At 72.3% G+C, this 20,177-nt stretch carries 22 protein-coding genes; 9 read left to right on the forward strand and 13 right to left on the reverse strand.

Going from position 1 to position 20,177, the window contains the following annotated elements:
- Positions 1-18 precede the first annotated feature (18 nt).
- The 4 genes from sp36 (at position 19) to FHU40_RS11680 (ending at position 2,329) form a co-directional block, all read left to right on the forward strand.
- Positions 19-177, forward strand: coding sequence for a Sp36 family protein (sp36, locus tag FHU40_RS11665; RefSeq protein WP_183592504.1), 159 nt, complete (start codon positions 19-21; stop codon positions 175-177).
- A gap of 1 nt (position 178) precedes the next feature.
- The gene (locus FHU40_RS11670) at positions 179-643 is read left to right on the forward strand and encodes a RidA family protein (RefSeq protein ID WP_183592505.1); all 465 of its coding nucleotides are present in this window, start codon (positions 179-181) and stop codon (positions 641-643) included.
- 10 nt (positions 644-653) lie between these two features.
- Positions 654-1,523 carry an NUDIX hydrolase gene (locus FHU40_RS11675; RefSeq protein WP_183592506.1) on the forward strand — a complete coding sequence of 290 codons (870 nt, stop codon included), beginning with the start codon at positions 654-656 and terminating at the stop codon, positions 1,521-1,523.
- A gap of 65 nt (positions 1,524-1,588) precedes the next feature.
- Positions 1,589-2,329, forward strand: a complete 741-nt coding sequence (locus tag FHU40_RS11680; RefSeq protein WP_246390564.1) for an MBL fold metallo-hydrolase — start codon at positions 1,589-1,591, stop codon at positions 2,327-2,329.
- 67 nt (positions 2,330-2,396) lie between these two features.
- Here the strand turns inward: FHU40_RS11680 and FHU40_RS11685 are convergent, their stop codons facing one another.
- Positions 2,397-3,074 (reverse strand): Crp/Fnr family transcriptional regulator, encoded by a 678-nt coding sequence (locus FHU40_RS11685; RefSeq protein WP_183592508.1) that lies wholly within the window; start codon positions 3,072-3,074, stop codon positions 2,397-2,399.
- Between the two features lie 150 nt (positions 3,075-3,224).
- Between FHU40_RS11685 and nth the strand changes: the two genes are divergently transcribed.
- The 4 genes from nth to FHU40_RS11705 are packed head-to-tail and all read left to right on the forward strand — an operon-like array spanning position 3,225 to position 6,490.
- Entirely contained in the window at positions 3,225-3,953 is a 729-nt protein-coding gene (gene nth / locus FHU40_RS11690) for an endonuclease III (RefSeq protein WP_252274992.1), read from the forward strand.
- 28 nt (positions 3,954-3,981) lie between these two features.
- The gene (locus tag FHU40_RS11695) at positions 3,982-4,584 is read left to right on the forward strand and encodes a TlpA family protein disulfide reductase (protein ID WP_183592509.1); all 603 of its coding nucleotides are present in this window, start codon (positions 3,982-3,984) and stop codon (positions 4,582-4,584) included.
- A complete protein-coding gene (locus tag FHU40_RS11700; protein WP_183592510.1) occupies positions 4,581-5,318 on the forward strand; it encodes an NUDIX hydrolase in 738 nt (245 codons plus the stop codon). Before FHU40_RS11695 ends, FHU40_RS11700 begins: the two co-directional genes overlap by 4 nt.
- On the forward strand, positions 5,315-6,490 hold the full coding sequence (locus FHU40_RS11705) for a MarP family serine protease (protein WP_183592511.1): 1,176 nt from the start codon (positions 5,315-5,317) through the stop codon (positions 6,488-6,490). The genes FHU40_RS11700 and FHU40_RS11705 overlap by 4 nt, the downstream gene beginning before the upstream one ends.
- Positions 6,491-6,618: 128 nt before the next feature.
- Here the strand turns inward: FHU40_RS11705 and FHU40_RS11710 are convergent, their stop codons facing one another.
- From FHU40_RS11710 to FHU40_RS11760, 11 genes are all read right to left on the reverse strand, one after another.
- On the reverse strand, positions 6,619-7,038 hold the full coding sequence (locus FHU40_RS11710) for a phage holin family protein (protein ID WP_183592512.1): 420 nt from the start codon (positions 7,036-7,038) through the stop codon (positions 6,619-6,621).
- A 21-nt stretch (positions 7,039-7,059) separates the two neighbouring features.
- Positions 7,060-8,367, reverse strand: a complete 1,308-nt coding sequence (gene nhaA, locus FHU40_RS11715) for a Na+/H+ antiporter NhaA (RefSeq protein ID WP_183592513.1) — start codon at positions 8,365-8,367, stop codon at positions 7,060-7,062.
- 145 nt (positions 8,368-8,512) lie between these two features.
- Positions 8,513-10,525 (reverse strand): acetate--CoA ligase, encoded by a 2,013-nt coding sequence (gene acs, locus FHU40_RS11720; protein WP_183592514.1) that lies wholly within the window; start codon positions 10,523-10,525, stop codon positions 8,513-8,515.
- Between the two features lie 88 nt (positions 10,526-10,613).
- On the reverse strand, positions 10,614-12,218 hold the full coding sequence (locus FHU40_RS11725; protein WP_183592515.1) for a sodium:solute symporter family transporter: 1,605 nt from the start codon (positions 12,216-12,218) through the stop codon (positions 10,614-10,616).
- Positions 12,215-12,571 carry a DUF485 domain-containing protein gene (locus FHU40_RS11730; protein ID WP_252274994.1) on the reverse strand — a complete coding sequence of 119 codons (357 nt, stop codon included), beginning with the start codon at positions 12,569-12,571 and terminating at the stop codon, positions 12,215-12,217. Before FHU40_RS11730 ends, FHU40_RS11725 begins: the two co-directional genes overlap by 4 nt.
- Before the next feature lie 166 nt (positions 12,572-12,737).
- Complete coding sequence (locus FHU40_RS11735) at positions 12,738-13,388, reverse strand: histidine phosphatase family protein (protein ID WP_183592516.1); 651 nt, start codon at positions 13,386-13,388, stop codon at positions 12,738-12,740.
- A 46-nt stretch (positions 13,389-13,434) separates the two neighbouring features.
- Positions 13,435-14,940, reverse strand: a complete 1,506-nt coding sequence (locus tag FHU40_RS11740; RefSeq protein ID WP_183592517.1) for a sodium/solute symporter — start codon at positions 14,938-14,940, stop codon at positions 13,435-13,437.
- A complete protein-coding gene (locus FHU40_RS11745) occupies positions 14,937-15,314 on the reverse strand; it encodes a DUF485 domain-containing protein (protein WP_183592518.1) in 378 nt (125 codons plus the stop codon). The genes FHU40_RS11740 and FHU40_RS11745 overlap by 4 nt, the downstream gene beginning before the upstream one ends.
- Entirely contained in the window at positions 15,311-16,066 is a 756-nt protein-coding gene (locus tag FHU40_RS11750; protein WP_183592519.1) for a LytR/AlgR family response regulator transcription factor, read from the reverse strand. The genes FHU40_RS11745 and FHU40_RS11750 overlap by 4 nt, the downstream gene beginning before the upstream one ends.
- Entirely contained in the window at positions 16,063-17,178 is a 1,116-nt protein-coding gene (locus tag FHU40_RS11755; protein ID WP_183592520.1) for a sensor histidine kinase, read from the reverse strand. Before FHU40_RS11755 ends, FHU40_RS11750 begins: the two co-directional genes overlap by 4 nt.
- A gap of 15 nt (positions 17,179-17,193) precedes the next feature.
- A complete protein-coding gene (locus FHU40_RS11760) occupies positions 17,194-18,036 on the reverse strand; it encodes a class I SAM-dependent methyltransferase (RefSeq protein WP_183592521.1) in 843 nt (280 codons plus the stop codon).
- Positions 18,037-18,071: 35 nt separating this feature from the next.
- Here FHU40_RS11760 and FHU40_RS11765 point away from each other — a divergent pair, with 35 nt between their 5' ends.
- Positions 18,072-18,791 carry a Fic family protein gene (locus FHU40_RS11765; RefSeq protein ID WP_183592522.1) on the forward strand — a complete coding sequence of 240 codons (720 nt, stop codon included), beginning with the start codon at positions 18,072-18,074 and terminating at the stop codon, positions 18,789-18,791.
- Between the two features lie 552 nt (positions 18,792-19,343).
- On the opposite strand, the gene FHU40_RS11770 is transcribed toward FHU40_RS11765, so the two are convergent.
- The gene (locus FHU40_RS11770) at positions 19,344-20,135 is read right to left on the reverse strand and encodes an HAD family hydrolase (RefSeq protein ID WP_183592523.1); all 792 of its coding nucleotides are present in this window, start codon (positions 20,133-20,135) and stop codon (positions 19,344-19,346) included.
- Positions 20,136-20,177: the final 42 nt, after the last annotated feature.

The following is a 20,177-nucleotide window of genomic DNA, read 5'->3' on the forward strand; positions in this document are numbered from 1 at the left end:
CTGAGTAAGGTGCGAGCTATGACGAAGTGGGAGTACCTGACGGCGCCGATCCTGACGCACGCCGCGAAGCAGATCCTGGACAACTTCGGAGCCGACGGCTGGGAGCTCGTGCAGATCGCGCCCGGCATGAACCCCGAGAACCTGGTCGGCTACTTCAAGCGGCCGCTGGAGGCGTGAGATGAGCGCAGCAGAGGACCGCCTGGCCGAGCTCGGCCTCTCCGTCCCCGACGTCGCCAAGCCAGTCGCGGCGTACGTCCCGGCCGTCGTCTCCGGCGACCTGGTCTTCACCTCCGGCCAGCTGCCGGTGCGCAACGGCGAGCTGCTGGCGACCGGCAAGGTCGGCGGCGAGGTCAGCCCCGAGCAGGCCGCGGCCTGCGCCCAGCAGTGCGCGCTCAACGCGATCGCCGCCGTGAAGTCGATGGTCGGCGACCTCGACAAGGTCGTGCAGGTGGTGAAGGTCGTGGCGTTCGTCGCCTCGACGCCGGACTTCACCGGGCAGCCGCAGGTCGCGAACGGCGCGTCGGAGCTGTTCGGCACCGTGTTCGGCGACGCCGGGGTGCATGCCCGCTCGGCGGTCGGCGTGCCCGTGCTGCCGCTCGACGCCCCGGTCGAGGTGGAGGTCGTCGTCCGGATGGCCCCGTGAGGCCGCTCCGGTGAGGATCCCACTCCCGCCGGTGCCGCTGCCCGATGAGCTCGTCGACGTCGCGCGTCGGTTCGAGGAGGGCAGCCGGACGCCGGTGGAGCCGCGCAACGCGGCCACGGTCATCCTGATGCGCCCCTCGGACGACGGGCCGGAGGTCTACTACCTGCGCCGTCAGGTGTCGATGGACTTCGCGGGCGGCATGGCCGTCTACCCCGGTGGCGGTGTCGACCCGCGCGACTTCGACGCGTCCGTCGCCTGGGCCGGCCCGTCGCCGGAGGCGTGGGCGTCCCGGCTCGGGTGCGACGAGGAGACCGCCCGGGCGCTGGTCTGCGCGGCCGTGCGCGAGACCTTCGAGGAGTCGGGCGTGCTGCTCGCCGGTACGTCGTCCTCCTCGGTCGTCGCGGACACGACCGCCGACGACTGGGAGTCCGACCGGGTGGCGCTGGAGTCGCGCGAGCTGTCGATGACCGACTTCCTCAACCGCCGAGGCCTGGTGCTGCGCACCGACCTGCTCGGCGCGTGGGACGGGTGGCTGACGCCGATCTTCGAGCCGAAGCGCTACCGCACCTGGTTCTTCGTCGCCTCGCTGCCCACCGGCCAGGTCACTCGCGACGTCTCGACCGAGTCGTCGTCCGTGGCCTGGATCCCGGCCCGGTCCGCGGCGGTCCAGGCCGACGCCGGCGACCTGGCGCTGATGCCCCCGACGTACCTCACCTCGCTGGAGGTCGGCCTGCACGACTCCCCCGACGAGGTGCTCGTCGTGGCCGCGGCCCGGTCGGTGGAGATGTTCACCCCGTCGGTCGAGCCGCTCGGCGACGGCTGGACGCTGTCGATGCCCGACCGGCTGCGGCCGCTCGTCGCCGCCCGGCGGCGCGGATGAGCCCCTGGGCGGGCGGCTCCTTCGGGTCCCGCGGACGGTGCCTCCTCGCCCCCAACCCGGGTCTGATGACGCTCGACGGGACCAACACCTGGGTGCTGCAGGAGCCCGGCGCCTCGGCGTCGGTCGTGGTCGACCCCGGGCCGATCGAGGACGGTCACCTGGAGCGGCTGACCGCCGAGCTCGGTGACGTCGGGCTGGTGCTGCTGACCCACCACCACTTCGACCACGCCGAGGTGGCGGCGGAGTTCGCGCGCCGCAAGGGCTGCGCCGTCCGCGCGCTCGACCCGGCGCTGTGCGTCGGCGCCGACCCGATCGTGGACGGCGAGTCCATCGTCGTGGACGGGCTGTCGCTGCGGGTGCTGACAACGCCCGGGCACACCGCGGACTCGATCTCGCTGCTGCTGCCCGACGACGGCGCGCTGCTGACCGGCGACATGGTGCTGGGTCGCGGCACGACGGTCGTCGCCCACCCCGACGGCCAGCTCGGCCCGTACTTCACGTCCATCGAGCGGATGCGCGCGCTCGCGGCGTCGGGCGACGTCCGCACCCTCTGGCCGGCCCACGGCCCCGTGCTCGACGACGCGCTCGGCGTCCTCGACTTCTACCTCGCCCACCGTCGCGAACGCCTCGCGCAGGTCGAGGGCGCCCTCGCCGAGCTGTCGGTGTCGATCTCGCCCGACCTCGCCGAGGACGGGACCCTGCCCCGCCAGGTGGTCGAGATCGTGTACGCCGACGTCGACCAGTCGCTCTGGGGCGCCGCCGAGCAGTCCGTCCGGGCCCAGCTCGCCTATCTCGCGCGTCGGTGAGCTGACCGGCTCGAGACGTCATACGTCGCGAGCAAGGGGACGCACTGTCCGTATGACGTCCGGGTGCTCAGCGGGCGCGACGGGAGAGGCGTTCGACGTCCATGATCACGACGGAGCGGGGCTCGAGGCGCAGCCAGCCGCGGGAGGCGAAGTCGGCGAGCGCCTTGTTGACGGTCTCGCGGGAGGCGCCGACCAACTGGGCGAGCTCCTCCTGGGTGAGGTCGTGGTGCACGTGGACGCCGTCGTCGGCGGTGCGGCCGAAGCGGTCGGCGAGGTCGAGCAACGCCTTGGCGACCCGGCCGGGCACGTCGGAGAAGACCAGGTCGGCCACCACGTCGTTGGCCTTGCGCAGCCGGCCGGCGAGCTGGGCGAGCAGGCCGCGGGCGACGACCGGGCGGCCCTCGAGCCAGCGCAGCAGGTCCTCGTGGGAGAGCGAGGCGAACGTCGCGTCGGTCACCGCCGTCACGGTCGCCGAGCGCGGGCCCGGGTCGAAGAGCGAGAGCTCGCCGAACATCTGGCCGGGGCCGAGGATCGCGAGCAGGTTCTCGCGGCCGTCGGAGGACGTGCGGCCGAGCTTCACCTTGCCGTCGAGCACGATGTAGAGCTTGTCGCCCGAGTCGCCCTCGTGGAACAGGACGTCGCCGCGGCGCAGCCGCGTCTCGGCCATCGACGCCCGCAGCGCGGTCGCCGCCTCGTCGTCGAGCGCGCTGAAGAGCGGTGCCTGACGCAGCACGTCGTTGTCCACGGATCCTCCTCGTGACGTTGCCCGTGAACGCACGGGTTCCGCCGATGATCCTAGCCAGTGGCAAACCTCACAGACAGCAGTGGCCCCCGCAAGTCGAGTGAGCCCACGGCGAATCCGGCCCTGTCGGTGCGGCGCCGTACGCTGGGCCGCGTGTCCGACGCGCCCGAGACGGTGATCAGCGGCGGGGAGACCCGCACCGGCCTGGTCCGCCGAGCCCGCAAGATCGACCGCGTGCTCGCCGAGACCTACCCCGACGCCCACTGCGAGCTCGACTTCGACGACCCCTTCCAGCTGCTCGTCGTGACGGTGCTGTCGGCGCAGACCACCGACAAGCGGGTCAACGCGGTGCGCCCGACGCTGTTCGCGGCGTACCCCGACGCCAAGGCGATGGCCGCGGCCGACCGGGCCACGCTCGAGGGCATCGTCGGCCCGCTCGGGTTCTTCCGCGCCAAGACCGAGTCGCTGCTCAAGCTGAGCGCCGCCCTGGTCGAGCACCACGACGGCAAGGTCCCGCCGCGGCTCGACGATCTGGTCAAGCTGCCCGGCGTCGGCCGCAAGACCGCGAACGTCGTGCTCGGCAACGCCTTCGGCATCCCCGGCATCACCGTCGACACCCACTTCGGGCGCCTGGTCCGGCGCTTCGGCTGGACCGAGCTGACCGACCCGGTCAAGGTCGAGCACGCGATCGGTGAGCTGTTCCCGAAGAAGGACTGGACGATGCTGAGCCACCACCTCATCTGGCACGGGCGGCGCCGCTGCCACGCCCGCAACCCCGCGTGCGGTGCCTGTCCGGTGGCGAAGTGGTGCCCGGCGTACGGCGAGGGCCCCACCGACCCGGTCGCCGCGGCCAAGCTGGTCCGCACCGAGGGCCGGGCATGACCCTCCCGCTCACCCGCAGGGGCCTCGGATGAGACGAGCCCTTTCCGCCGCGCTGGTCGCGGCGCTGCTCGCGCTGTCCGGCTGCACCGACGACGTCCCCGGGCCCGGTCGGGCGCAGATCGACGTCGACACCCCCCAGCTGCGGCAGCTGCGGGCCGACGCCGGCATCGAGGCGTGCGCTCCGGGCGACGGCGACCCCGCGGCGAGCGAGCTGCCCGACGTGACGCTGCCGTGCCTGGGCGGCGGCGACGACGTCGACCTGGCGAGCCTGCGCGGCCCGCTGGTCATCAACGTCTGGGCGGCGTGGTGCCAGCCGTGCGCGCGGGAGATGCCGGCGCTCGCGAAGTTCTACGACCGGTACGGCGACCAGGTGTCGGTCATCGGGATCGACTACCAGGACCCGCAGACCGGCCCCGCGCTGGAGCTGGCGCAGCGGTCGGGCGTCACCTACCCGCTGCTCGCCGACCCCCAGGGCGACCTGCAGGCCCAGGAGCCCTTCCCGCTCAAGATCCTGATGCCCTCCTTCCTCTTCGTCGACGAGCAGGGCGCGGCGACGTACACGCAGGGCGGTATCGACAGCGTCGACGAGATGGTCGACCTGGTCGAGGAGCACCTCGGGGTCACCCTGTGACCGCATCGGACCCGGGGGAGGACCTCCCCGACTGGCTGCTGCCGATCGAGCGCGCCGCGCGCGAGATCCGGGCCGAGGACCTCACCCGGTTCGTGCCGCCGCCCGGCGGCGCCTCCCGCCGCGGCGCCGTCCTGATGCTCTTCGGCGACGGCCCGCAGGGCGGCGAGCTGCTGCTCACCGAGCGGGCCCACGACATGCGCTCCCACCCCGGTCAGGTGTCGTTCCCGGGCGGCTCGCTGGACCCCGGCGAGGACGAGGTCGAGGCCGCGCTCCGGGAGGCCGAGGAGGAGGTGGGCGTCGACCCGAGCACGGTCGCGGTGTTCGGTCGCCTGCCCGAGCTGTGGCTGCCGCCGAGCGACTACGCCGTGACGCCGATCCTCGGCTGGTGGGCCCGGCCGACCGAGGTCTCCGTCGTGAGCCAGGCCGAGGTGCACGCGATCCACCACGTGCCGCTCTCCGAGCTGGTCGACCCCACCCACCGGGTGACCGTCCGGATGCCGCGCGGCGGCTACCTGAGCCCGGGCTTCCTCATCGGTCCAGACCACGACGTGATCCTCTGGGGCTTCACCGGCGGGATCATCGCCCGGCTGCTGGACTATCTGGACTGGTCGGTCCCGTGGGACGAGTCGCGCGTGCGGGACCTGCCGGCGTACATGTTCAAGGGGCAGGAACGCCGCCGCGACGTCGACCTGCTCGACATCGACGACGACCAGCGCCGCGGGGGTGCCCGGTGAACCTGCTCGACTGGCTGCTCGTCGTCCTGGTCCTCGCCTACGCGCTGTCCGGCTACTGGCAGGGCTTCGTCACCGGCGCGTTCGCGACGGCGGGGTTGCTGTTCGGCGGTCTCTTCGGCGTCTGGCTTGCCCCGACCGCGCTCGGCGACGCCGACCCCTCGATGCTGGTCTCGCTCGGCGCGCTCTTCATCGTGATTCTGGCGGCGTCGCTGGGCCAGGCGCTGTTCCAGTTCGTCGGGTCGCGGATCCGCGACCGGATCACCTGGCAGCCGGCCCGCGCGGTCGACGCGGTCGGCGGGGCGCTGCTCAGCGCGGTCGCCGTCCTGCTGGTGGCGTGGGCGCTCGGCGTCGCGATCTCCGGGTCCCGGATCAGCGGCGTGACGCCGCTGGTGCGGGAGTCCACGGTGCTCTCGAGCGTCGACGGCGTGCTGCCCAACAGCGCCGACGGGGCGCTCCAGGCGTTCAACAACGTCGTCGGCACCACCTTCTTCCCGCGCTACCTCGAGCCGTTCGCGCCCGAGCGCATCGTCGAGGTCGGGCCCGGGCCGCGGCGGCTGCTCCAGGACCCCGACGTCGAGCGCGCGGCCGTCAGCGTCGCGAAGATCCGCGGCACCAACGACTGCGGTCGCGGTGTCGAGGGCTCCGGCTTCCTCTACGCACAGAACCGGCTGATGACCAACGCCCACGTGGTCGCCGGCGTCGACGAGCCCGAGGTCGTGGTCGGCGACACGACGCTGCCGGCGTCGGTCGTCTACTACAACCCCGACGTCGACGTGGCCGTACTCGCCTACGACAGCGGCGACACCGACCTGCTCGAGTTCGACCAGTCCGCGGGCGCCGGCGACGGCGTGGCCGTGCTCGGCTACCCCGAGGACGGCCCGTACGACGTACAGCCGGCGCGGATCCGGTCGCAGCAGCGGCTGCGCTCGCCCGACATCTACGGCCGCGGCACGGTGATCCGCGACGTCTACTCGCTGCGCGGGCTGATCCGCCCCGGCAACTCCGGCGGCCCGATCGTGTCGTCGCGCGGCGACGTCGTGGGCGTGGTGTTCGCGGCGTCGGTCAACGACCACGACACGGGCTACGCGCTGACCGCCGAGCAGGTCGCCGAGGCGGCCGGTGCGGGCCTGCGCAGCTCCGACGTCGTCGACACGGGCGACTGCGCCGGGTGACGTCGCGAAGCGGCGGCACCCGTGGCGCAGGAGGATTGCCCTTCGAGACGCCTCGTCCCTCGGCTCCTCAGGAGCCGCAGCGACCTCGCGTCGAAATCCAGTGAGCCGAGAAGCAGGGCTGGGGCTGGCTAGGCCTGGCCCTTCAGCGCCTTGGGGATCTCGCGGCCCTGCTCGATCGCCCGCTCGGGGGCGCGGACCTTCTTCACCTGGCGCACGCCGATGAAGACCATCAGCGCGGCGACGAGCAGGTAGAAGCCGAACACGATCAGGAACGCCCAGTGCAGCGCGAGCCCGTCGCCGTTCCAGTTGATGAAGTAGGCGATCGAGACCGACAGCATGATGATCGCGAGCACCAGCAGGAACGCGGCGCCGAGGAACAGGCCGATGCCGGTGCCGCCGGCGCGGACGCTCACCTTGAGCTCCGACTTGGCGAGCTGGATCTCCTTCTGGATCAGCGTGGAGATGTCCTGGGTGGCGTCGTGGACCAGCCGGCCGATCGTGGGGTCCTCCGCAGCCGAAGGGGCTGCCTGGACGTCGTTGCTCGCCATGCTCGTCACCCTACAGAATCCCTACTCCCGCTGGTCGTCCCGCTGGTAGACGTCGGGTACCCCGTCGCGGTCGTCGTCACGCTCCTCGATCTCCTGCAGCCGCCGGTAGACGCGGTTGCGGGCCCGCAGCACGACCGCTGCCAGCGCGGTCGCGACGAGCGAGCCGACGAGTACGCCGACCTTGGCGTGGTCGTCGGCGACGGTGCCCGAGCCGAAGGCGAGCTCGCCGATCAGCAGCGAGACGGTGAACCCGATGCCGGCGAGCATCGCCATGCCGACGACGTCGACCCAGCTGAGCTCGTCGTCGAGGTCGGCCCGGGTGAATCTGGCCAGCAGCCAGGTGGACCCGGTGATGCCGACGGTCTTGCCGACCACGAGGCCGCAGACGATGCCGAGCGCGATCCGGTCGGTCAGCGAGGCGGCGAGACCGTCCAGCCCGCCGACGTACACGCCGGCCGCGAAGAACGCGAAGACCGGCACCGCGACGCCCGCCGAGATCGGGCGGATCAGGTGCTCGAGGTGCTCGGCGAGTCCGGGCCCGTCGCTGCCGTCGGCGCGGCGCACCGGCACGGTGAACGCCAGCACGACGCCGGCGACCGTGGCGTGCACCCCGGAGGCGTGCACGAGCGTCCACGCGGTCAGGGCGAGCGGCAGCAGCAGCCACCAGCGGTGGACGCGGCGCTGCACCAGGATCCCGAAGGCGAGGATCGGCACCGCGGCGAGCAGGAGGTACGGCAGCTGCAGCGAGTCGGTGTAGAAGACCGCGATGATCGTGATCGCGAGCAGGTCGTCGACCACGGCGAGCGTCAGCAGGAAGGTGCGCAGGCCGCTGGGCAGGTGGGTGCTGATCACCGCCAGGATCGCGACCGCGAAGGCGATGTCGGTCGCCGTCGGGATCGCCCAGCCGACCAGGTCGTCGGTGCCGAGGTTCCACAGCACGAAGACGACCGCGGGGGCCGCCATGCCGCCGACCGCCGCCATCACCGGCAGGGCGGCACGCCGCGGGTCGCGCAGGTCGCCCGCGACGAACTCGCGTTTGAGCTCCAGGCCGGCCACGAAGAAGAAGATCGCCAGCAGCCCGTCGGCCGCCCACCCGCCGATGGTGAGGTCGAGGTGCAGTGCGTCCGGCCCGACCACCCGGTCGCGGATCGCGAAGTACGCGTCGTGCCACGGGCTGTTCGCCCAGACCAGCGCGACCGCGGCGGCGGCGATCAGCAGCAGGCCGCCGGTCGTCTCCGCGCGCAGGATGTCGGCGGCCCGCGACGACTCCAGCCATGAACCGCGCGCGAACAGCCTCGGCGTACGTCGGGTGTCGGCGGATCGGGTCACGGTGCTCCTCGGGGTCGGTCGGGCTCGACTGCCGACCAGACTTCCCGGCGCACCACGGACAGTCTACAAATGCCGAGTCGGCGCCAGTTCACCATGTCCGGGGTGAACTGGCGCCGACTCGCGGGTGAACTGGCGCCGACTCGGCCTAGTCCTCCTTGCCGGAGTCGAGGCCCTGGGAGATCAGGTCCATGACCGAGGAGTCGGCGAGGGTGGTGACGTCGCCGACCTCGCGGTTCTCGGCGACGTCGCGGAGCAGGCGGCGCATGATCTTGCCCGAGCGGGTCTTGGGCAGCTCGGGGACGATCATGATCTGGCGCGGGGTGGCGATCGGGCCGATCTCCTTGCGGACGTGCTGGCGCAGCTCCTTGACGATGTCGTCGCCGCCGTCGCCCGCGTCCTCACGCAGGATCACGAACGCGCAGACGGCCTGCCCGGTGTCGGCGTCCTTGGCGCCGACGACGGCGGCCTCGGCGACCTTGGGGTGGGAGACCAGGGCGGACTCGATCTCGGTGGTGGAGAGGCGGTGGCCGGAGACGTTCATGACGTCGTCGACCCGGCCGAGCACCCAGATGTCGCCGTCGTCGTCCTTCTTGGCGCCGTCGCCGGCGAAGTAGAAGCCCTCCTGGGCGAAGCGCGACCAGTAGGTGTCCCGGAAGCGCTCGTCGTCGCCCCAGATCGTGCGCAGCATGGCCGGCCACGGCTGGGTGAGCACGAGGTAGCCGCCGGACCCGTTCGGCACCGGCTCGCCGGCCTCGTTGACGACCTCCGCGGAGACGCCCGGGATCGAGGTCATCGCCGAGCCCGGCTTGCCGGCGGTCACTCCGGGCAGCGGGCTGATCATGATCATCCCGGTCTCGGTCTGCCACCACGTGTCGACGACCGGGGTGCGGTCGCCGCCGATGACGTGGCGGTACCAGACGTAGGCCTCGGGGTTGATCGGCTCACCGACCGAGCCGAGGATCCGCAGCGAGGACATGTCGTACTTGTCCGGGATCTCGCGGCCCTGCTTCATGAACGAGCGGATCGCGGTGGGCGCGGTGTAGAAGATCGTGACCTGGTAGTCCTGGATGATCTTCCACCAGCGGCCCCGCTCGGGGCTGTCGGGCGTGCCTTCGTACATCACCTGGGTCGCGCCGTTCGCGAGCGGGCCGTAGACCAGGTAGGAGTGGCCGGTCACCCAGCCGATGTCGGCCGAGCACCAGTAGACGTCGGTCTCGGGCTTGAGGTCGAAGACCGCCCAGTGCGTGTACGCCGCGCCGGTCAGGTAGCCGCCGGTCGTGTGCAGGATGCCCTTCGGCTTGCCGGTGGTGCCCGAGGTGTACATCACGTAGAGCGGGTGCTCGGAGTCGAACGCCTCCGGCGTGTGCTGGGGCGAGGCGGAGTCGACCACGTCGTGCCACCACACGTCGACCGCGTCGTCCCACCCTCCGTCGCCGAGGTCCTGGCCGGTACGGCGTACCACCACGACCTTCTCGACGACGTGTCCGTTCTGGGAGGTCTTCGTGCGGGCCTCGTCGACCGCCGGCTTCAGCGCGGAGGGCGCGCCGCGCCGGTAGCCGCCGTCGGAGGTGATCACGACCTTCGCCTGGCAGTCCTCGAGCCGCGAGGCCAGCGCGTCGGCCGAGAAGCCGCCGAAGACCACGGTGTGGGGCGCCCCGATGCGGGCGCAGGCCAGCATCGCGACGACGGCCTCGGGGATCATCGGCAGGTAGATCGCGACCCGGTCGCCGGTCCGCACCCCGAGCTCGGTCAGCGCGTTCGCGGCCCGGCAGACCTCGTCCTGCAGCTGGGCGTAGGTGATGTCCCGGCTATCCGCATTTCCTTGGCTGTCGACCGGCTCGCCGACCCAGTGGATCGCGACCCGGTCGCCGCGGCCCGCCTCGACGTGCCGGTCGACGCAGTTGTACGCCGCATTCAGCCGGCCGCCGACGTACCACTTCGCGAACGGCGCGTCGTCCCAGTCGAGGACCCGGTCCCACTTCTGCGACCAGTCGAGCCGCTCGGCCTGCTCGGCCCAGAACCCCTCCGGATCGCGTCGCGCCCGCTCGTAGGCCTCGGCCTTCACGTTGGCGTGCTCGGCGATCGCTGCCGGCGGCTCGAACCGACGCTCCTCCTTGAGCAGGTTGGCCAGCGTCTCGTCGGTGGTCTCTTCGCTCACGTTCTCTCCTGCAGACGTAGTGGTACTCGCCACATTAGGGCGTGTTCGGACGCCCGGCGACCGAGGGTCGCCGGGCGTCCGCAGGCGGTCAGTGCTGGACCGCCTGCTCAGCGCCCGCGCCGGTGAGTGCGCGGACCTCGAGCTCGGTGTACCGCGCGGCCGTGTCCGACTCGTGCGAGGTGATCGTGCCGAGCCAGCCGAGCAGGAACCCGATCGGGATCGAGATGATGCCCGGGTTGCTCAGCGGGAACCACTGCCAGTCGTGGTCGGTGAACAGCGCCGTCTCCGACCCCGAGACCACCGGCGAGAAGAACACCAGGCCCACGCTGGCGATCAGGCCGCCGTAGATGGCCCAGGTCGCGCCGCGGGTGTTGAACCGCCGCCAGAAGAGGTTGTAGATCAGCGACGGCAGGTTCGCCGAGGCGGCGACGGCGAAGGCGAGCGCCACCAGGAACGCGATGTTGAGCTTCTGCGCCGGGATCGCGAGCGCGATCGCGATGCCGCCGATCACGAACGCCGAGATCCGGGCCACCCGCACCTCGTCGCGCTCGCTGGCCTCCCCGCGGCGGAAGACCGTCGCATAGAGGTCGTGGGCGACCGAGGACGCCGAGGTCAGCGTCAGCCCGGCGACCACCGCGAGGATCGTCGCGAACGCCACGGCCGAGATCAGGGCGAGCAGCACCGCGCCGCCCGTCGTACCGTCCCCACCGCCGACGGCCTCGGCCAGGAGCGGGGAGGCCAGGTTGCCGCCCGAGGCGGCGACCTTGCTGCCCGCGCCGGTGTCGAGCAGCGCCGCGGCACCGAACCCCAGGGCCAGGGTCATCAGGTAGAACGCGCCGATCAGGCCGATCGCCCACAGCACGGAGGTGCGGGCGGCCTTCGCGGTCGGCACCGTGTAGAAGCGGATCAGGATGTGCGGCAGCCCGGCGGTGCCGAGGACCAGCGCCAAGCCGAGGCTGAGGAAGTCGATCTTCGACGTGGTGTCGATGCCGTACTTCAGTCCGGGCTGGAGGAAGGCGTCGCCCTTGCCGGTGTTCGCGGCCGCGGCGCCGAGCAGCTCGGAGATGTGGAAGTCGAACTTCGCCAGCACGAGGATCGTGATCAGGATCGTGCCGCCCATCAGCAGGATCGCCTTCACGATCTGCACCCAGGTGGTGCCCTTCATGCCCCCGACCGTGACGTAGAAGATCATCAGCAGGCCGACCAGGACGATCGTGATGTTCTTCGCGGCGTCGGAGTCCGCGCCGAGCAGCAGCGCCACCAGCGCACCGGCGCCGACCATCTGCGCCAGCAGGTAGAAGATCGAGACGACCACGGTGGAGGTCGCGGCCGCGGTGCGCACCGGGCGCTGCCGCATCCGATAGGCGAGCTGGTCGGCCATCGTGTAGCGACCGGAGTTGCGCAGCAGCTCGGCGACCAGCAGCAGCGCCACCAGCCAGGCGACCAGGAAGCCGATCGAGTACAGGAAGCCGTCGTACCCGTAGAGCGCGATCGCGCCGGAGATGCCGAGGAACGACGCGGCCGACATGTAGTCGCCCGAGATCGCCATGCCGTTCTGGAAGCCGGTGAAGCCCCGGCCGCCCGCGTAGAAGTCGGCGGCGCCCTTGGTCTGCCGGCTCGCCCAGAAGGTGATCGCGACCGTGACCAGGACGACCAGGACGAACAGGATCGTGGTGAGGCTGTCGGAGCTCACTGTGCGCCTCCCACGTGGTCGTTGTAGCGCCGCTCGAGGTCGCGCGCGATCGGGTCGGCGTTGCGGTTCATGAAGCGGGCGTAGAGCCAGGCGATGAGGAACGTGGTCGCGAACTGGAGCAGGCCGAAGACCAGGGCGACGTTGATGTTGCCGACGACCTTGGTGCTCATGAAGTCGGTGGCCCAGTTGCTCATCACGACGTAGAGCAGGTACCAGGCCAGGAAGGCGACGGTCGCCGGGAAGACGAAGCCGCGGTAGAGCGCGCGCAGCCGCGCGAACTCCGGGAGGGCGTGCAGCTCGTCGTACACCGGATCGTGCCGGTGGGCATGATCGTGGGTCAGTGGCTCGGTCACGGGGGCGCCCTTCTCGAGGGGATGGTGATCGTCGTCACCATGCCCACGAGCACCCGGGTCGGGCAGCGGTGCGAGCGGGATCCGCGCCGAGCGGCGACGTCGAAACGACGAGCGGTGCTCCTGGCGCGACGAGCGGATTTTCCGTCGCTCGGCGTCCGGCTCGCTCTCAGACCGGGTCCGGCTCCCCGGTCGGGTCGGCTGCTCCGGCGTCGATGAGGTGCGCACCGCCGAGCGGGTCGCTCGACCAGCCGGTGACGGCCCAGCCGGTGCCCGGCGAGCCGTCGAGTACGACGGCGCCGGTGTTGCGCAGCCGCTGCTCGGGAGGACCGCCGTGGCGGGCCGCGAAGGTGCGGATCGCCGCGCCGTGGCTGAACGCGACCACGGTGGCGTCGTCGGCGTGGCCGGTCGCGAGTGCGCGGACGGCGTCGTCGTACCGGCCGAAGAACGCGTGTCCGTCCTCCCCGTCCGGCATCGCGACGCCGAGGTCGCCGGCGATCCAGGACGTGACGGTCTCGGCGTACCGGTCGACGGACTCCGCGGCGGTGTGCATCTCGAGCGCGCCGGCGCCGATCTCCTCCAGACCCTCGCTGACCACGATCTCGATCCCGCGCGCCCGGGCGAGCGGGTCGGCGGTGAGCTGGGTCCGGACCAGCGGCGAGGCGTGCACGGCCGCGATCCGCGACGTGGTCAGCACGGCCGGGATCGCCGCCGCCTGCCGGTGGCCGAGCGGGGTGAGCGGCGCGCCCGGTCGAGCGGTGTCGAGCGCCCCGGTGACGTTGGACGGTGTCTCGCCGTGGCGGATCAGGATCAGGCGCACATCGGCAAGGCTAGGCGGTGTCGGAAATACAGCCGTGAGGCCGTGATCAGCCGCGATCCAGCTCCACCGTCTCCGGGGTGTGCAGCCGGACCAGGAAGCGTCCCGCGTCGGCCGGCGCGCGAGCGCGGGTCAGCCGCGAGACGGTGACCATCGTCGTCAGCGCGAGCGGCACGGTCCAGGCGGCGGGCTGGCCCATCAGCGTGTCGAGCCAGCCCGACGGCTCGGGGACGCGGATCGTCCAGAGGATCGCGACGGTCGAGCCGAGGCCACCGGCGACCAGTCCCGCGATCGCGCCGACGGAGGTCAGCCCGCGCCACCAGATGCCGAGCAGCAGCAGCGGACAGAAGGTCGCCGCCGCCATCGCGAAGGCGAGGCCGACCGCGCGGGCCACGCCGAGGTCCGGCGCCAGCAGGGCCACGATGCAGGGCACGGTCACCGCGACGACCGCGCCGAGCCGGAACGCCGTGACCCCGCCCAGCCGGCGGCCGCGGACCTGCGCGCGCCCGGTGAGGTCCTGGCTCAGCACGCCCGCGACGGCGATCGACAGCCCCGACGACGTCGAGAGGAACGCCGCGAACGCGCCGGCGGTGACCATGGCGGTCAGCACCTCGCCCAGGGCGCCGTCGACCATGATCCGCGGCAGCTCGAGCACCAGCGCGTCCGACGCCCCGGACGCCGCGAGCTCGGGCGCGTAGATCCGGCCGAGGGCGCCGTAGATCGGCGGCAGCAGGTAGAAGAGCCCGAGCAGCGCGAGCACCACCAGCGTCGTACGACGGGCGGCGCGGCCGTCGGGGTTCGTGTAGAACCGCACGACCACGTGCGGCAGCCCCATCGTGCCCAGGAACGTCGCGACGATGAGCGAGTAGGTGACGTAGAGGCCCTCGGCGCCGCCCGGCGCGAGCGGCACCGACCAGTCGCCGCCCGTCGGGCGGGCGCTGCCGTCCCCCGCCCACACCACCAGCAGCACGGCGGCCGGGACCAGCAGCGCGGTGAGCTTGAGCCAGTACTGGAAGGCCTGCACGAACGTGATGCTGCGCATCCCGCCAGAGGTGACGTTGGCGAGCACCACGACGCCGACGATGACCGGCCCGACCCAGATCGGGGCGCCCACCGCCGACCGCAGTGTGAGTCCCGCGCCCTTGAACTGGGGCACCAGGTAGAGCCACCCGATCGCGACGACGAGCACCGAGCAGACCGCGCGTACGCCGCGCGAGCCGAGTCGAGCCTCCGCGAAGTCGGGGAGCGTGTAGGCGCCGGACCGGCGCAGCGGCGCGGCCACCAGCACCAGCAGCACCAGGTAGCCGGCGGTCCAGCCGACCGGGTACCAGAGCATGTCGGCGCCGTGGATCAGCACCAGGCCGGCGACGCCGAGGAACGAGGCGGCGGAGAGGTACTCGCCGCCGATCGCGCTGGCGTTCAGGCGCGGGTGCACGGTGCGGGACGCCACGAAGAAGTCGCTCGTCGTCCGCGAGAACCGCAGCCCCCAGGTGCCGATCGCCAGGGTGGCGACCGTGACGAGCGAGATCGCGATGATCCCGGGGGCGGCGTTCATCTCTCCGCCTCCGAGACGATCTCGGCGAAGTCGCGCTCGTTGCGCTCCGCCCGGTGCACGTAGGCCCAGCCGAGCCCGACCAGCACCGGGTAGACGACCACGCCGAGCAGCAGCCAGCCGAGCGGCATCCCGAGCAGGCGTACGTCGGAGAGCTCGGGCACGAGGTAGAAGGCCAGCGGCAGCAGGCCGATCGTCACCCCCATCGCCGCGAGCACGCCGACCGCGAGCCGCAGTTGCTCGCGCAGCAGCGAGCGCATGTAGACGCCGCCGAGCCGGGTGCCCGCGTCGATGTCCGACGTACGACGGGTCGGCGGGCGGCGCCGGGGCGGCCCGGTGACCCGGACCCGGGTGGGCGCCGGGCCCGGCTCGGTCACGAGTCGGTCCGCGGTGACACCGTGCGGTTCTCCAGCAGCAGCTCGCGGAGCTCGCGGGTGTGCCGGCGGCTGACCACGAGCTCGACCCCGCGCGGCCCGACCGTGACCGTGCAGCGGCCGCCGTCCATGCGCACCTCGGTCACCTGCGACAGCGAGACCAGCAGCGAGCGGTGGATGCGCACGAAGCCGGCCGCGGCCCACTCCTCCTCGAGGGTCGACAGCGGGCTGCGCACCAGGTGGGACTCCGCCGCGGTGTGCAACCGTGCGTAGTCGCCCTGCGCCTCGACGTGGGTGATGTCGGAGCGGTGGACGAACCGGGTGACCCCGCCGCGCTCGACGGCGACCTGCGTGTCGTCGCGGACCGGGGCCGACTCCGCAACGCCGTCGAGCATGCCGACCACCCGGCGTACCGCCTCGGTCAGGCGCTCGGCGCGCACCGGCTTGAGCACGTAGTCGACCGCGCGCAGGTCGAAGGCCTCCACGGCGTGCTGCTCGTGGGCGGTGACGAAGACGATCGGTGGCGGCGTGCGGAAGCGGCTCAGCACCTGCCCGAGCTCGAGTCCGGTCAGCCCGGGCATCTGGATGTCGAGGAAGACCGCGTCGACCGCGCCCTCGTGGAGGATCCGCAGCCCGTCGGTCGCCGAGCTGCTGGTGTGCACCTCGCCGATCCGGTCGTCGTCGGCGAGCAGGTAGGTCAGCTCGTCGAGGGCGGGCCGCTCGTCGTCGATGACGAGCACCGTCAGTGGCTTCATGCATGGACTCCCGGTGCGAACTTGGGCACTCTCACGACGACCTTGGTACCCGCGCCGGGCGCGGTCTCCACCACGAGCCCGTAGTCGTCGCCGAACGTCGAGCGCAGCCGGCCGTCGACGTTGCCGAGACCCACCGAGTCCAGACCCGCGTCGCCGGCCAGCGCGCGGCGTACGACGTCCGGGTCCTCGCCCACCCCGTCGTCCTCCACCTCGATCACGCACTCCTGGTCCTGGTCGCGGGCGACGATGCGGATCGCGCCGCCGCCCTCCGCCGACTCCAGTCCGTGCCGGACGGCGTTCTCGACCAACGGTTGGATGCACAGGAAGGGTACGGCGACCGGGAGCACCTCCGGCGCGATCCGCAGCGTCACCTGGAGCCGCTCGCCGAAGCGGGCCTGCTCGAGCAGCAGGTAGCGCTCGACCGAGCGCAGCTCCTCGGCGAGGGTGGTGTACTCGCCGTGCCGGCGGAAGGAGTAGCGGGTGAAGTCCGCGAACTCCAGCAGCAGGTCGCGGGCGCGGTCGGGGTCGGTGCGCACGAAGCTCGCGATCGCCCCGAGGGAGTTGTAGATGAAGTGCGGGCTGATCTGGGCCCGCATCGCCCGCACCTCAGCCTCGATCAGCCGGGTGCGAGACGCGTCGAGCTCGGCGAGCTCGAGCTGCGAGGCCACCCACGCCGCCACCTCGTCGGTGGCGCGGGCCAGGCCCGCGGTGGGTGCGTCGGCGAAGACCTGGAGGGTGCCGACCACCCGTTCGTCGACGACGAGCGGGCTGGCGATGGCGCCGCGTACGTCGCAGCCGGGGGCGCCACAGGGCAGGTCGTGCCGGTCGAAGACCCGGGTGCGGCCCGCCTCGACGGTCAGCTCCGCGAGCCCGGCGCACTGCTCCTCGTGATGCTGCCCGGAGCCGTGCCAGGCCAGGGAGCCGGCGGTGTCGGTGATCGCGAGAGCCGGGCTGCCGAGCAGGTCGTGCAGGTGCCGGATGCTGCGCTCGGCGCTCTCCGTGGTCAGGCCGGCGCGCAGTGCGGGAGCCGCCAGCGAGGCGCTGTGCAGGGTGCGGAAGGTCGCCCGGTCGGCCTCGGTGCCCAGGTGTCGACGGCGCCAAGGTCGGGGCATCGACGTCTCCGGCTGCTAACGGAAGTCGATCAGCAGGACGTCGTCGGTGTCGGTCGGCTCGCCCCCCGTGGTGGCCGGCCGGCCCTCGTCGCCCGCCTCGGTCGTCGCGATGGCCGCGCCCTCCGGCCGGTCGACCACGGTCGCGCGGAAGCACGAGGCGACATAGGGGAGCTGCATGCCGTCCATGCCGCGCCCGTAGTCGTCGTAGAAGGCCAGCACCTCGGCCAGCTTGGCCCGCCGTCCGTCCTCGTCGAGCACCGCGACGTTGGAGCGTGACAGCACCAGGTCCTGCACGGACTCGCGGTCGATGACCTGCCAGTGCTTGTAGGAGGCGTTCTCGACGAAGCCGAACCAGCCCGACGTCACCAGGGTCTCGGTCGGATCGGTCTCCTGCTCCTGCGTGCCGATGATCCGGCCGAGCCGCTTCACCCAGGGGATGCGTTCGTCGCGCTTGTTCCAGATCAGCGCGAGCCGGCCGCCGGGCCGCAGCGCCCGGGCGATCTCCGGCAGCGCCCGCTCGTGGTCGAACCAGTGGAACGCCTGGCCGGCCACCACCACGTCGTACGACCCGTCGGCGGCGGGCAGCTCCTCGGCCGAGGCGACCGAGGTGGGTACGTCGGGCAGTCGCTCCCGCAGCCGCGCCAGCATCGCGTCGTCGGGGTCGGTGGCGTGCACCTCGTGGCCGAGCCCGAGCAGCACCTCGGTGAGCTTGCCGGTGCCGGCCCCGAGCTCGAGCACCGTCTGCGGCTGGTCGCCCACCAGCCAGGCCCCGGCTTCGCGCGGGTACGACGGACGCCCGCGGTCGTAGGCGTCCGCCACGGAGCCGAAGGAGCGGGCGGGCGAGGGCTGGTCACTCATCGGGCTCACCGTACCCGCTGGATAGCCTTCCGGGCGTGACTGCCGATCCGCTGTCGAGCCTGGTGGACCTCGAGGGGGTCCCGTCGGGGTACGCCGCCGCCCGCGACGGCATCGACGTGATGCTGCGCGACCGGGGTCTGCGCCGGACCTCGCCGGAGCTGACGGGCGAGAGCCTGCTGCGCGGCGCCCACGCGAGCGCGGTGCTGGAGGGGTCGGGCTCGTCGCTGGCCGACGTGCGGGCCGGCGAGGGGGACGAGATCGCGCTCGACGCGGTGCGGGTCTCGACGGAGCTGCTCGGGCTGGTGCCGGTGCTGGGGCGCGCGCCGCTGCAGGCGCTGGCCCGGATCCACGCGCTGGCCGCGACCGGCCTGCCGGCCGACACCCGCGGCCGTCCCCGCGACGGCGCGGCCGCCGGTCGGCTGCGCCGGGTCGGCGACCTGCTGTCGGCGGCGACCGCCGCGCCGGCGCTGCTGGTGGCCGCGGTCGTGCACGCCGAGCTGGTGACCGGGGCACCGTTCCCGTCGCACAACGGCATCGTCGCCCGGGCCGCCGAGCGGCTGGTGCTGGTCGCGCGCGGCGTGGACGAGAAGTCGCTGGTGGTCCCGGAGGCGGGTCACCTGGCCCTGCGCGCGGCGTACGAGTCGAACCTGCGGGGGTACGCCGAGGGCGGCCTCGCCGGCGTGCACTCCTGGCTGCTCTACGCGGCCGAGGCGTACGCCGCCGGCGCGCAGGCCAGTCCCGTCCACGGTGGTTGAGGGGGACGGGGTCCTGTCCCTCCGATGGTTGAGGAAGGCGCGCTGGCGCCTGTCTCGAAAACCCCGGGATGTCGGTGGTTGAGGAAGGCGCGCTGGCGCCTGTCTCGAAACCCACCATGAACGCGGTGGTCACCGTCGGCGTTCGTCTCACCGGGTCTCGAGACGCGCCGTCGCGACCTCCTTCGTCGGTCGTGGGCGCCCTCGACCTCCTCGCGCGACGCGAGCCGCTCCTGCGTCGCGGCTCACTGCGCTCAGACATGCGAACGGCACCCGGATCTCGAGTGGTTGGGCCGGGTGCCGCCGCTGACACGTGAGGCCGACGGCTACCAGGCGTGCATCATCAACTGCGGCCCCGGGAGTGTCCCGGCTCGGCCGACGCCCTGTAGGAAGGGTAGATCGCCGCGTGGGTACCCGGCTCACGTGCAGACTATGGAGTTCTTGCCTTCGTTTGTACGCCCGTTGAGGGAGCCCTTCAAGCCCTGAGGTCCCTTGACTTGCCGGGGGAAGTATGGGTTCCGGGGCGAGCCGTTCGAGGGGGCTGCGCCGCGGCGCTCAGGCGCCGAGCCGGCGCTTGCGAGCGTTCGCCCAGATGACCCCGCCGACGGCGACCACGCCGCCCACGGCGAGTGCGGCGAGGGTCGGCCGGGCCGGCAGCGGTACCCGGGCGCGCAGCGCGACCGGCTTGGTGAAGACCAGGATCGGCCACTCGTGCGCGGCCGCCGCCTTGCGCAGCTCCTTGTCGGGGTTGACGGCGTAGGCGTGCCCGACCGCCTCCAGCATCGGCACGTCGGTGACGGAGTCGCTGTAGGCGTAGGAGCCCTCGAGGTCGTAGCCGGCCTGGTCGGCGATCTCGCGGATCGCCCGGGCCTTCTCCTCGGCGTAGGCGTAGTACTCGATGTTGCCGCTGTAGCGGCCGTCGACGATCTCCATCCGGGTGGCGATCACGCGATCGGCGCCGAGCATGGCGGCGATCGGCTCGACGACCTCGGCCCCGGAGGCGGACACGATGATCACGTCCCGTCCGGCGAGCTGGTGCTCCTCGATGAGCGACACGGCCTCGTCGTACACGAGCGGCTCGACGACGTTGTGCAGCGTGTCGGCGACGATCTCGCGGACCGTGGCGACGTCCCAGCCGGTGCACAGCTGCGACATGAACTGCCGCATCTTCTCCATCTGGTCGTGGTCGGCGCCGCCCACCAGGTAGACGAACTGGGCGTACGCCGAGCGCAGCACGGCGCGGCGTGAGATCAGGCCGCCGGCCTGGAACGGCTTGCTGAAGGCGAGCGTGCTCGACTTCGCGATGATCGTCTTGTCGAGGTCGAAGAAGGCCGCGGTCGGCGCCATGGCCCCAATCGTAGGGGGCCATGGCCCAGCTTCCGTGCACAG

Origin of the sequence: Nocardioides soli, assembly GCF_014191495.1 — a bacterium.
Classification (GTDB): domain Bacteria; phylum Actinomycetota; class Actinomycetes; order Propionibacteriales; family Nocardioidaceae; genus Nocardioides; species Nocardioides soli.